Origin of the sequence: Pedobacter terrae (assembly GCF_900100705.1) — a bacterium.
In the GTDB taxonomy this organism is placed as follows: domain Bacteria; phylum Bacteroidota; class Bacteroidia; order Sphingobacteriales; family Sphingobacteriaceae; genus Pedobacter; species Pedobacter terrae.
In genome coordinates, this window is the sequence record NZ_FNCH01000024.1 from 61,213 (window position 1) to 74,283 (window position 13,071).

A 13,071-nucleotide genomic window follows, 5' to 3' on the forward strand; every position below is an offset into this window, starting at 1 on the left:
AAATTTATTAAGCTAAAGTAGCATCAACGGTAATGCTTGTATTCAATAATTTAGAGATCGGGCAGTTTTTTTCTGCATCTGCTACCAGTTCATCAAATTTTTCCTGTGTTAAATCAGGTACAGAAGCTGTTAAAGTTAAATGCGATTCTACAATTTCACCTTTTGATGGATCAAGGTTAATTTCACATTTAGTTTCCAGTTTATCAGCTGTAAATCCTGCCTCAGTTAAGTTAGCAGATAATTTCATGGTAAAACAACCCGCATGTGCAGCAGCAATTAATTCCTCTGGATTTGTACCCACACCATCTGCAAAGCGAGTGTTGAAAGAATATTGAGTGTTATTTAAAGTAGTGCTTTGTGTAGTAATATTACCACTACCTTCTTTGATAGAACCTTGCCATACGGCTGTTGCATTTCTTTTCATGATCGGATCTTATTTTTAGATTGTTTAACACCTAAAGATAAAAATATGTTTGTGTAAAGCTGCCAATTCTTTGTTAAGAAATCCTTGTTCTAAAAATTATTTCCCAATCTTTTTTAATAAGCACTTTAAAAAAAAGAGGAGCTGTTTCACAGAACAGCTCCTCTTTCATTACGATCTTTTTAGGTTATTTATCTGATTTTTAAATTATAAAGGATACAATACTGCAGTAGCTTGTTTATCTTTAGTAGATAAAACAGTAGCACCACTTCCGCATTGCCCGCCATTCATTAACGATTGTGCATCTGTTCCTCCAACGCCAGGAACATTGGTTGTGGTAGATTGGTTCGTATGCTTAAATGAAATGGTATGACCAAACTCATGGGTAATGGTTCTGGTACGCTGCGCAAAAGAATTATTTTGGATAAGGGCCTGGTTGATCCAAACGGTATTACCAGCTTTACCATTTGATGTTGACAGATATGCTTGTCCACAGGTAGAACTTCCAATTGTATTATCCACTTTAATCAGGATATCATATACCGTTCCGGTTGTGATTACAAATTTTAGCTTAGAATTGGGTACCGTATTCCATTGGTTAATTGCAGAATTGATTTCGCTGGTCATGCTGGTTATCGAAGGATCAATTTTTACGCGGATGTTTGTGCTGTTGGTTACGATATAACCGTTATAATATTGTTCTGTAATCGCTTTTCCATAATCAGCCGGAACTTCCATTTTTTTACTAAATACAATATCTCCATCAACTACATAATTATCGCCGTTATCTACGATCTGCGCATCTGTAAACCCGAGATTTTTAATATAAGCCAGCACTTTTTGATTTTGATTAGTTTGAATTTCCGCTTCAGCAGGGATATCATTTTTTTTGGTACACGAGAGGATAACTGTTGATAGCATGGCAATCAAAGCAGCTTTTTTTAATAAGTTTTTCATTGTTTAGGTTTTTAGTTAGATCGTAATTAAGTATTGCATAGTTAAATATAGTCATAAAAATATGATTTTGTATTTTTACGGCTATCATTTTGTAGTCTTAATTAGTCTTATCGGGTCTAGCCTTTTTCCCTAATTTATATCCTGTTTTAACTGATTACTTCTGATTGATTGTAACAGCAATGTACCTACACCGATCATAATTGAAATATCGGCGAAGTTAAAAACACCTGTTTGAAAGAAGTAAAAATCCATATGCATAAAATCGGTAACCGATCCATGTACAATCCGGTCATATAAATTGCCAATACCACCACCAATCAGAAAACACAGCGCAATTTGCATTGTCATGGTTAAATTACGTTTGGCAAATAGAAAATATAGCCCGTAAACCAAAAATAATAAGGGTAAACCCGTTAAAATAATGAGCCTGAAAATATAGGGCATGTTATCGCCCAGACTTAAAAATGCACCACTGTTTTCTACTTTTGTTAAAGTGAAACGATCTTTTATAATGCTGATATGTTCATAATCACTGATTTCGGTACGCACAATTCTTTTAGAGATCTGATCGCAGCCAAAATTTAGGGTTAATAATAAGAGCAATACCGACCAGCGGAGATTTTTTATTTTTTGCATGATTTTATCTGATAATATCGGCATCAACCGGTGTATAGCCTAAATGCCTGCTTAATGACATGATTTGCCCCTTGTGATGAAACTCGTGGGTAATAACATGAGTAAATAACTGTAATGGATTTACGGTTAAAATTGAGCCGTTTCTATCCAATTCCATTTCATGCAGCTCATTTCCTTTAAATTTTTCGGTAAATAAGCCAATATATTCATCCACCTGGTTAAAATAGGTTTGGCATTCTTGGAAGGTCTGGTAAGTTTCTAAAGGTAAAAAAATCTGTTCAATGCCTAAGGCCCTTTCGCCAATCCATGCACAATAGGTTTGGCAAATATGAACCAACAAATTTTTGATAGAGCCTCTGCCGAATGAACTGTTATCGGTTAAGAAATCCTCCTTTGAAACAGATTCGATATAGGTTAAAAGGGTATTTCTGGAAGATAAAACGAAATCGTATTGTTGTTTAAGCATGGTTTTGTTTCCTGATCCATTTTCTAAAAGGAATAATCAAAGCTAAAAGAATGGCAGTAATGCTTAATAATTTTGCAATAATATCTCCACTTTTTACATAAAAGGTAATCTCATCATTCAGATTGATATTGGCCTTTAATGCAGTTCTGGTCCACCATTTGGTTTTTTGTGTGACATCGCCGCGTTGATTGATGAAGCAGGATATCCCGGTATTAGCCGAGCGCGCTACATCGCGACGGGTTTCAATGGCTCTCAGTTTAGCATACATCATATGCTGGTCTTTCCCTGAAGTATTTCCCCACCAGCCATCGTTTGTGATAATCGCAATAAATTGTGCTCCCTCTTTAACCTGTTCACCAATCCAATCGCCCCACAAGCTTTCATAACAAACCACAGGAGCAACCCCGATACCGCTTTGAGCATACAGTACACTTGGCTTATCTTGCCAGCCCCATCCGCCAACGGTTCCGCCTAATTGAGCAAAAACACCATCTAAAAACGAAAATACTTTTGGAAAAGGCATTTTTTCTACCCCGGGAACCAATTTGGATTTATGGTAAAACTGAACATTGGCAGAATTTTCTACCTGCATGGCGGTGTTAAAATTATCAAAATAAATACCTCGCTGATTATCAAGTTTTGAGGTTATTGTTCTTTTATCCTGATAAATTTTAATGCTTTCTATACCTGTAATCAATGTTCCGTTTTTGTATTTTGATAAAAAGCTTTGCAGCGTGATGAAATCATTGTTGCTTCTGATCCTATCTTCATCTGCGTAATTTGGAATGGCAGTTTCAGGCCAGATAAAATACTCGGTATTGGTTTGTCCAATGGAATCTGATAAGTGAGTCAATATCCTGATCTGTTCGGCTGGTGGAATATTCTCCAGTTTTTGGTAAGGATCAATATTGGGTTGAACCACCACCACATTACTTGGTGTGCCCTTTTGTTCTGCCGTAAAGTATTTGGTTAATGAAATGCTGATGGGAATAATGACTACCAAAGCCCAGATCCCTGCTGTTCTAAACCTTAAATAACCCTTTTGTGATTTAAATTTTTGATAAGCTTCAAAAGCCAGGATATTACTCCCTAAAATCCAAAGCGAACCACCATAAATACCGGTATAATCATACCATTGTGCCAGCTGATGCATTCCTGCTAAACCATTTCCCAAGGTCATCCAGGGGAAAGCTAAATCCCAGGTTTGTTGCAGATATTCTAAAGCAATGTAAAAGGAAATCAAGCCCAGATAAGCGATCTTTTTATTTACATACTTGCCTAATCTATAGTATAACCAAAAAGCAAAGGTCATTAACAATGCACCTAAGCCGTAAGGGATAAGAGAAACTGGTAGCGCTACTGCTGCACCATTATAAGCACTTATTGCATTATACACCCAATAAATCGATCCCGTATTCCAAACTAAAAAAGTTAAACCTGCCGTCAGGAAAATTCTTTTGCCCTGTTTTTTTTCGGGATTGGTTGAAATCGAATCGAGCGCAATAAACAAAGGCACCAAACCGATCAATAACAAAGGTGTAGTAAAAGGCATTGGTGGCCAGGCCAGCCAAAGTAAGAATGCACTTACGAGGGCGAGAAGGTAGGTTTGTTTAGATTTCATTACTAAGCTGTAAAATCGTCGTGCTGAATTTATTTCAGCATCTTAAATGCTGTTTTCTTTTAAGGATTTCAAGGAGAGAAGCATTTATTCGAACGTTAAGGATAAATCATCCCAATTAGGATTTAATTCATTTATTAAGTTTATTTTCGATGCCTTTTTCCAGTTCTTTAACTGTTTTTCTCTTATTATCGCTTTTTCAATACTGTCAAACTGTTTAAAAAACACCAACGGATTACAGTTATATCTTGCGGAAAAACGAATTGGACGATATTTATATTCTTTAATTCTAAACTACAATTCTGATGTCACACCAAAATAAAAAACCATATGTTTAAAATTGGTTAATATATAAACACATCCGCTCTTTCCATCTTTAACAGTCAATTAAGACCCTGAAATAAATTCAGGTGAAGGATTTCGTCTACATACTATCTAAAATATTTGCTTTTTTAGCTTCGTATTCTTCCTGGGTGATCAGGTGTTTATCGTATAGTGTTTTAAGTTTGCGTAATTTTAAAGTGGTTTCATCTTCCGGTTCTTCTACTACTTCTGCAATTTGGATAACTGGTTGTGCCGGCTCTGAAACTGGTTCGTAAGCAGGTATTTCAGTAAGAGGCTGCTCATGTAAATTAATGGGAGAGGCTGTTGCCCGGTTTTCTTCCAGTTTTTGCTGGCGTAACATCTCTTTGTACTCTTCTAATTGTTGGTTTGCTGCCTGGTGTAGTTTACGAGCCTGTACTTTCGGAATAAACTCGGTTACGATATTTTCGCCATGTTGAGGAACACAAATAAATTTAGAACCAAAAAATTCTTCTTTAAATGAAACCTCCTTGATGCTTTTCCAGGAAATATCTTTAAAATTCATCGTTAAGCCTAAATTACCAGGCTCGCAATAAAAAATGCGCTTGTTCGAAATCGCGATGCTATCTGGTAACAAATTTACCGCTGGTTTTTTCTGTACAGCTAAATATAAGAGTTCTTCACCTGTGGTTAAAAGGTCGTTTAATTTTCCAATAACTTTTTCAACCGCTTTTGGGTCTTGTTCGTCACTTAGAAATCTATCTATACTCATCATAATATTTTAAAATTGTGGTGTTGGTTATGTTTTTGATGCTACTCTTCAGCATCGTTATACTTGTTTTTGCTTTTAATACTCGGTTTTCCCGCTATGCAAATTACAAATTCTCCTTTTAAAGTATTGTTCTCAAAATGTGATTTTATTTCTGCCAAAGTTCCGCGAACAGTTTCTTCGAACATCTTCGTGAGCTCTCTACTTACTGACGCCTGCCTGTCTGCACCCAAATACTGTGCAAACTCTTCTAAAGTTTTTAATAAACGGTGCGGACTTTCGTAAAGTATAATGGTGCGGTCTTCTTCAGCCAATTTTTTAAATTTGGTTTGTCTGCCTTTTTTAACCGGCAAAAAACCTTCAAAACAGAATGCATCAGCAGGTAAGCCCGAATTAACCAAAGCAGGTACAAAAGCTGTTGCGCCAGGTAGACATTCTACAGCAATATCATTTTTAATGGCTTCGCGTACCAGGAAAAAACCCGGATCGGAAATAGCAGGTGTTCCGGCATCAGATATCAGGGCAATTTTTTGCCCTTCGTTTAAAAACCTGATAATTTCTGACGTAGCCTTGTGCTCATTGTGCTGGTGGTGTGAGAAAACTCTTTTATCAATCCCAAAATGTTTGAGCATCGGGGCACTGGTACGAGTGTCTTCAGCGAGGATCAGATCGCATTCTTTTAATATACGGATTGCCCTAAAGGTCATATCCTCCAAATTGCCTATGGGCGTTGGTACGAGAAAGAGTTTGCCATCCATATTTCAGTTTTCAGTTTAAAGTTAACGGTTTGCAGTTTTTTCCAAACTCCTTACCCCAAACTCCAAACTCTTGTTATCTTTGCTAAAAAATTAAATAATGCTGCAAGTTAACTATATCCGCGAAAATAGAGAGAAAGTTTTAGAACGTTTAAGTATCCGTAATTTTAAACAGCCGGAACTGGTAGATGAAATCATTAAAATTGATGAAGACCGCCGTTCTACCCAAACTTCCCTGGATAATATTTCTGCTGAGGCTAATGCAGCTGCCAAACAGATTGGCGATTTAATGCGTACCGGTAAAAAAGAAGAAGCTGAAGCCATTAAGGCCCAAACGGCTTCTCACAAAGAAAATATCAAAAACCTGAGTGATAAATTGAATGAACTGGAAACTGCTCAGCACAATTTAATTGTTCAATTGCCTAATTTGCCTTATCATCTGGTAAAACAGGGGTCTACTGCAGAAGAAAATGAAGTTGTTTTAACGCATGGCGAGCCTGTTCAATTACCAAGTAAAGCTTTACCACATTGGGAGCTTGCTGCTAAATATGATATCATTGATTTTGAGCTGGGGGTAAAAATTACCGGTGCCGGTTTCCCGGTGTATAAAGGAAAAGGAGCAAGGTTACAGCGTGCCCTGATCAATTTCTTTTTAGATCATGCTACTGCAGCAGGTTATAAAGAAATGCAGGTGCCCCATTTGGTTAATGCGGCTTCGGGTTTTGGTACCGGCCAATTACCTGATAAAGAAGGACAGATGTATCATTCAACTGTTGATGATTTGTATTTAATCCCAACAGCGGAAGTTCCGGTAACCAATTTATACCGCGATGTTATTGTTAAGGAAGAAGATCTCCCGATTAAAAATACCGCTTATACCCCATGTTTCCGGAGGGAAGCAGGTTCATATGGAGCCCATGTGCGTGGTTTAAACCGCTTACACCAGTTTGATAAGGTTGAGGTTGTTCAGATTACACATCCGGATAAATCTTACGAAACTTTAGAAGAGATGAGCCAGTATGTACAGTCTTTACTGAAAGAATTGGGGTTACACTATCGCGTATTGCGTTTATGTGGTGGCGATATGGGCTTTACTTCTGCCATGACTTATGATATGGAAGTATGGAGTGCCGCCCAGGAGCGCTGGTTGGAAGTTTCTTCTGTTTCAAACTTCGAAACCTACCAAAGTAACCGTTTGAAATTACGCTTTAAAGGAAAAGAAGGGAAGGCACAGCTTGCGCACTCTTTAAATGGAAGCGCATTGGCCTTACCGCGTATCGTGGCTTCGATTTTAGAAAACTATCAGACCGAGAATGGAATTAAAATTCCAGAAGCTTTGGTGAAGTATACTGGGTTTGATATGATTGATTAATCAGGGAAATTAATGAAGTTTCAATGGGCCTGTGCAGTGAACTGCGTTAGTTTGCTAGGCCGTGTGGAGACTTGCGAAGTTCTCTTCCGCACAATGATGAGCAAACTTCGCGAGACGGGCATAAAAAAAGCTTTGCAACATTGCAAAGCTTTTTGTTTTTATAGATAGATGTGTTTTTTGCAATTATAAAATCAGGATCAATAATAAAATGATGATGATGATTGCACCAACTGAAAGGTAAACACCTCCAGAAACTGCACGGGCCTGACCTTTTAATTCTCTTAACTCGCTACGTAAAGCTTTACGTTCTGCTCTCGTTAAGTTAGATTTGTCCATGTCTCTGATTTCTTCAACACGGGTTTTAATTCTTTCCAGTTTTACTGCTTGTTCTGCAGTTAATTCCGTTGGATTTTTCGCAGGTTTATCAGCTGCCTGAACAGAATTAAAACTAATGCCTAAAGAGAAAACCAGCGCTAGTGTGTAAATGAATTTTTTCATAATTTCTATTTTTTAGTGTTCGATCTCTATGTAACAAAAAACCTACCAAAATGTTCTGGTAGGTTTGAAAAGCATTAATTTACTGTTAAAATTCTTATTTGATTTCGAAAATGGCATTTACTGTGAAATTCAGTTTAATTTTTTTAAAATCAATTTCAGGTGCAGTAGAAGCATCAGCCATTTCAGCTTTCATCGCAAAATTTCTGTAAACAGGCTGCATTACATTGTCTCCGCCATCTTGTATCTCGATCACACTTCCTAGTTTATCACCTAGTGCTTCTACCATATATGCTGCTTTCTCTTTTGCCGATAATAAAGCTTTAACTTTAAGCTCTTTTTTTAAGCTTTCGATTTTAGAATAATCATAGCTTTCGATATTTGTATTGGCGATTCCTTTGGCATCTATCGATTCTAGTATAGCGTTGAATTTGTTCAGATCGCTAACTTTTAAACGATATTGTTTGCTGGCTAAAAAATCGGGGTTTTTCTTTTTCTCTGTTTCATAATTCCAGCTGCTCAAGTTGCTGATGGTTAAGTTTTCTTTCGCAATACCTGCTTTTTGTACAGCGGCATACAATTGTTTTTCCAATTCTGTGATGTCTACTTTTTTCTTTCCGTTCAGGTATTCTTTAAGCGAAATGCCGATGTAAATGATATCAGGAGTAACTTCTGTTTCTGCGGTGCCGCTTACGCTAATTTTTCTGCGCAAATCTACTTGTTGAGCCATCGCTGACGATAAACCTAAAAATGCAACCAGTGCTAGTGCTATTAACTTTTTCATAATCTGTAGTGTTTTTAATTGTTATGAAGCTTGCATAAGCTTTTTTATATTTAGCTTTTGTTTGCTTATGCAGGTTTCATATCTATTTTTCTTTGTGTGTACTGTAATGATGTAAACGATATGCAAATTCCACACCGAGATTTTATTTTTTTTAACTCATAAACGATTATTAGGAGTTAAAGGCTACAACTTTTCCCTTTAATAGTCCTATATGATTTATTTACAGTATGATAAATTATTCCCTGATTGGTGAGGAAAAATTAGATAGCATGCATTTTTGGATGAATAAATGCCCGAATAATTTAGACGTCCTGTTCTTTTGAAGCTAAATTCCTTCAAAATTACTTTATACTTCCTAGGAAGAATACCAGATGAATAAAATTATGCGCAAGGTTTTATGCTTAAATAGACGGAATTATATATGGTTATAAAACCTAGCGCAGCAGAATTCTCTGCAGAATTTTAATCATGTTTTGCAATTGGGAATTGCAAAAAATAGAATGGCGGTTGTTAAACCTTTGATACTTTAACTGCCGTTGGTCCTTTTTGACCCATTTCTACTTCAAACGTAACTTTATCACCTTCTTTAATCTGGGTGATTAAACCGTTTGCGTGAACGAAAATACTGTCTTGTGTTTCAGTGTTTTTAATAAAACCGTAACCCTTACTATCGTTGAAGAAAGTAACTGTTCCTTTTTTAACAGGGTTTTCATCAATGATGTCCTCTTGTCTTGAAATACCGATCTGAATATCTTCTGTATTGATAACTTTCTTTTTCTTCGGATCTGGTGGAGTAGAAGAGATGTTTCCGTTTTCATCAACGTAAGCCATCATATCTTCAAGTGCTAAACCTTTTTTGGCATTAGCCTGACGCTCTTCTTTTTTCTCTTGTTTATCTTTTTGTTTTTTTAATCGTTTTTTTTCGTTCTCTTTTTTACTGTATGTTGCCTGAGATTTAGCCATATTTTATTTAATTGTTTTGTTTTTGAAAGATGAGTGGAATGGAGAATTATACAAAGATAACAATACTTAAGCATAAACACGATTTTATTCGGTCACGCGCTCTTTCATTATGGTTAATAACAAATAACTATGGCAAGATGTTTTTGCCGGTAGACTTACTGGGTATCAACTCCGCTATAACTTTTCACTATTATCATAAATAACAACTGTGTGCCCATAGCTAAACTTTAATGCAATTTTTTCCAGTTTACTTTATCAATCTGGTACACAAAATTCCATTTTAATGGTTCACCATAATAGGCAACCTCTAATTCAGCAATTTTAACCGCCCCCAATTTGTCGATTGCTTTTTGCGAACGAAAGTTAGTAGTGCCAATATGTAAAATCACTTTATCTACAAATTGAAAAGCATGATTAAACATTAAGGTTTTTAAGGCCTGATTATGTCCCTTGCCCCAAAACTCACGTGCAATAAAAGTGTAGCCTACGGTAACTGAGGAGTCACTTTCATCCAAATCATAATACCTTGAACTGCCCACAATCTTTTTAGTTTCATTTTCATAAACGATAAAAGCACCCTTAGATTCGATTGCACCTTTAAAGAAATTTTCGAAAACCGCTCTTTTATAGCGGTCTTTATTGGGGTGCTGCTCCCAGATTAAAGGATCGGAAGCTACTGCAAAAAGGGCTTCAAAATCTTCTTCTTTTAAGGGAACTACCGTAATTAAATCGTTTGCTAACGTAGGTTGTAAATTGAAATTCATATTATTTGTAATGAAAACGGCCGGTTTAAGGCCAGCCGTTTATTGTGATTGCATTATTCAGGCAAGGTAATAGATTTCTCCATTCCGTTGCACTTCAGTCGAAATGACGTGATGAGTTACTTTACTAAGCCTTCAATTTCTACCACTTCCTGAGCATCTTTCTGATAATCAACTTTATCAATTTCAAAGCCAAATAAGCTTAAGAAATCAGCTCTGTAGCCTGGTAAATCGCCTATTGCAGGCAAGGTTTCAGTTGTAGCTTCTTCCCAAAGTTTGGCAACTTTAGTCTGGATATCCTCACGCATTTCCCAATCGTCTATCCTGATTCTTCCTTTCTCATCAACAGGAACAGCGTTGCCGGTATATAAGCGATCAGCATATAACCTTTGGATCTGCTCGATAGTGCCCTCATGAACACCTTCTGCTTTCATCACTTTATATAATAAAGAGATGTATAAAGGAATTACCGGAATGGCAGAACTGGCCTGTGTTACCAGTGCTTTGTTAACCGATACATAAGCTTTGCCATCAATATCTTTTAATTTATCAGCAATTTTAAAAGCAGTGGCTTCCAGATCGTCTTTAGCTCTTCCAATAGTTCCTTTGCGGTATACTGGTTCGGTTAAAGCTGGGCCTATGTATGAATAAGCTACAGTTGTTGCGCCTTCAGCAAGCAGATTCTCTGCTTTTAAGGCGTCGATCCACATAGACCAATCCTCGCCACCCATTACAGCAACGGTGTTGGCAATATCTTCTTCAGTAGCTTGCTCAATGGATATTTCACTTACATTACCGGTGTGGAAATCGACAGTTTTATTGGTGTAAGTGCCACCGATAGGTTTTAAGGTAGAGCGGTGCAATACCTCGGTATCAGGGTGTTTCCTAACCGGAGAAGCCAGGCTATAGATGACCAGATCTACCTGACCAAGGTCAGCTTTGATCAGTTCAATGGTTTTTTCTTTAATTTCTTTAGAGAATGCATCGCCATTTATACTTTTTGCATATAAACCGGCAGCATGGGCTTCTTTTTCAAAAGCTGCGGTATTGTACCAGCCTGGAGATGCTGTTTTGCCTTCTGAAGGTGCTTTTTCAAAAAATACGCCAATGGTAGAAGCACCGGAGCCGTAAGCAGCAGCAATACGCGAAGCTAAACCGAAACCTGTTGATGCGCCGATCACCAATACTTTTTTAGGACCGTTTATAGCACCTTTAGATTTTACATATTCAATTTGATTCTTTACGTTTTGTGCGCAACCATCTGGATGTGCAGTTAAACAGATAAAGCCCCTCATTCTAGGTTCGATAATCATTTTTGTTCTTTTTTACGTTTGTAATATTAAAATAAGCACAGTTTTAAGGTTTTTGAAAATGCCTTCATGTCCAAATCTTTAACGAAGATATATTTTTAATTGTTTAACATTAAATGAAATTTGTTTTTAACTCAAAGTGGGCAAAGGTTTTCGCGGAGCACGCAAAGCTGGAGGTATGGCTTAGCCGATCAAACTTCTGACCTCCGTCCCCTTACCTCCGACTTTTTTAACCACCGAGTACGCAGAGTTTTGCACTGAGTACACAAAGCATTTACTTTTTTAATGCACACTTTAGAACAGGGAAGTAGATATTGTTTGGGCGATTAGATATCCAATTCTGACCCTCTGGCCTCCGACTTTTTAACCGCAAAGAACGCATAGATTTTCGCAAAAAGTGCAGAGTTGAACTATAGTTTGGGCGATTAAACGCTGACTTCCGTCCCCTTACCTCCGACTTTTTTAACCACCGAGTACGCAGAGTTTTGCACTGAGTACACAAAGCATTTACTTTTTTAATGCACACTTTAGAACAGGGAAGTAGATATTGTTTGGGCGATTAGATATCCAATTCTGACCCTCTGGCCTCCGACTTTTTAACCGCAAAGAACGCATAGATTTTCGCAAAAAGTGCAGAGTTGAACTATAGTTTGGGCGATTAAACCGCTGACCTCCGACCCCTGACTTCCGACTTTTTAACCACCGAGTACGCAGAGTTTTGCACTGAGTACACAAAGCATTTACTTTTTTAATGCACACTTGAGAACAGGGAAGTAGATATGGTTTGGGCGATTAGATATCCAATTCTGACCCTCTGGCCTCCGACTTTTTAACCGAAAAGAACGCATAGATTTTCGCAAAAAGTGCAGAGTTGAACTATAGTTTGGGCGATTAAACTTCTGACCTCCGTCCCCTTACCTCCGACTTTTTTAACCACCGAGTACGCAGAGTTTTGCACTGAGTACACAAAGCATTTACTGTTTTAATGCACACTTGAGAACAGGAAGTAGATATGGTTTGGGCGGTTAGATATCCAATTCTGACCCTCTGGCCTCCGACTTTTTAACCGTAAAGAACGCATAGATTTTCGCAAAAAAGTGCAAAGCTGAACTATAGTTTGGGCGATTAAACCGCTGACCTCCGACCCCTGACTTCCGACTTTTTTAACCACCGAGTACGCAGAGTTTTGCACTGAGTACACAAAGCATTTACTATTTTAATGCACACTTGAGAACAGGGAAGTAGATATGGTTGGCGATTAGATATCCAATTCTGACCCTCTGGCCTCCGACTTTTTAACCGCAAAGAACGCATAGATTTTCGCAAAAAAATGCAAAGCTGAACTATAGTTTGGGCGGTTAAACCGCTGACCTCCGTCCCCTTACCTCCGACTTTTTTAACCACCGAGTACGCAGAGTTTTGCACTGAGTACACAAAGCATTTACTTTTTTAATGCACACT

13 protein-coding genes are annotated in these 13,071 nt (G+C 37.5%); 1 reads left to right on the forward strand and 12 read right to left on the reverse strand.

What is annotated here, in order from left to right; genetic code table 11:
• Nucleotides 1-7: 7 nt before the first annotated feature.
• From BLR60_RS21610 to rsmI, 7 genes are all read right to left on the reverse strand, one after another.
• Nucleotides 8-424 (reverse strand): OsmC family protein, encoded by a 417-nt coding sequence (locus BLR60_RS21610; protein WP_090502565.1) that lies wholly within the window; start codon nt 422-424, stop codon nt 8-10.
• Between the two features lie 204 nt (nt 425-628).
• Complete coding sequence (locus BLR60_RS21615) at nt 629-1,378, reverse strand: M57 family metalloprotease (RefSeq protein ID WP_090502563.1); 750 nt, start codon at nt 1,376-1,378, stop codon at nt 629-631.
• A gap of 129 nt (nt 1,379-1,507) precedes the next feature.
• Entirely contained in the window at nt 1,508-2,014 is a 507-nt protein-coding gene (lspA, locus tag BLR60_RS21620) for a signal peptidase II (protein ID WP_090502685.1), read from the reverse strand.
• 4 nt (nt 2,015-2,018) lie between these two features.
• The gene (locus BLR60_RS21625) at nt 2,019-2,480 is read right to left on the reverse strand and encodes a DinB family protein (protein ID WP_090502561.1); all 462 of its coding nucleotides are present in this window, start codon (nt 2,478-2,480) and stop codon (nt 2,019-2,021) included.
• On the reverse strand, nt 2,473-4,101 hold the full coding sequence (gene lnt / locus BLR60_RS21630) for an apolipoprotein N-acyltransferase (protein WP_090502558.1): 1,629 nt from the start codon (nt 4,099-4,101) through the stop codon (nt 2,473-2,475). The genes BLR60_RS21625 and lnt overlap by 8 nt, the downstream gene beginning before the upstream one ends.
• A 421-nt stretch (nt 4,102-4,522) precedes the next feature.
• Nucleotides 4,523-5,176 (reverse strand): PH domain-containing protein, encoded by a 654-nt coding sequence (locus BLR60_RS21640; protein WP_090502556.1) that lies wholly within the window; start codon nt 5,174-5,176, stop codon nt 4,523-4,525.
• A 38-nt stretch (nt 5,177-5,214) separates the two neighbouring features.
• Nucleotides 5,215-5,928 (reverse strand): 16S rRNA (cytidine(1402)-2'-O)-methyltransferase, encoded by a 714-nt coding sequence (rsmI, locus tag BLR60_RS21645; protein WP_090502554.1) that lies wholly within the window; start codon nt 5,926-5,928, stop codon nt 5,215-5,217.
• Between the two features lie 97 nt (nt 5,929-6,025).
• On the opposite strand from rsmI, the gene serS reads away from it, so the two are divergent.
• Nucleotides 6,026-7,297: a serine--tRNA ligase gene (gene serS / locus BLR60_RS21650; RefSeq protein ID WP_090502553.1), complete on the forward strand. Its 1,272-nt coding sequence runs from the start codon at nt 6,026-6,028 to the stop codon at nt 7,295-7,297.
• A gap of 183 nt (nt 7,298-7,480) precedes the next feature.
• On the opposite strand, the gene BLR60_RS21655 is transcribed toward serS, so the two are convergent.
• From BLR60_RS21655 to fabV, 5 genes are all read right to left on the reverse strand, one after another.
• Entirely contained in the window at nt 7,481-7,795 is a 315-nt protein-coding gene (locus BLR60_RS21655; RefSeq protein WP_090502551.1) for a hypothetical protein, read from the reverse strand.
• Between the two features lie 94 nt (nt 7,796-7,889).
• Nucleotides 7,890-8,576 (reverse strand): SIMPL domain-containing protein, encoded by a 687-nt coding sequence (locus tag BLR60_RS21660; RefSeq protein WP_090502549.1) that lies wholly within the window; start codon nt 8,574-8,576, stop codon nt 7,890-7,892.
• 510 nt (nt 8,577-9,086) lie between these two features.
• The gene (locus BLR60_RS21665; RefSeq protein ID WP_029277369.1) at nt 9,087-9,539 is read right to left on the reverse strand and encodes a cold-shock protein; all 453 of its coding nucleotides are present in this window, start codon (nt 9,537-9,539) and stop codon (nt 9,087-9,089) included.
• A gap of 227 nt (nt 9,540-9,766) precedes the next feature.
• Nucleotides 9,767-10,303, reverse strand: a complete 537-nt coding sequence (locus BLR60_RS21670) for a GNAT family N-acetyltransferase (RefSeq protein ID WP_090502547.1) — start codon at nt 10,301-10,303, stop codon at nt 9,767-9,769.
• Nucleotides 10,304-10,419: 116 nt separating this feature from the next.
• Nucleotides 10,420-11,613: an enoyl-ACP reductase FabV gene (fabV, locus tag BLR60_RS21675; RefSeq protein ID WP_090502545.1), complete on the reverse strand. Its 1,194-nt coding sequence runs from the start codon at nt 11,611-11,613 to the stop codon at nt 10,420-10,422.
• Between the last annotated feature and the right edge of the window lie 1,458 nt (nt 11,614-13,071).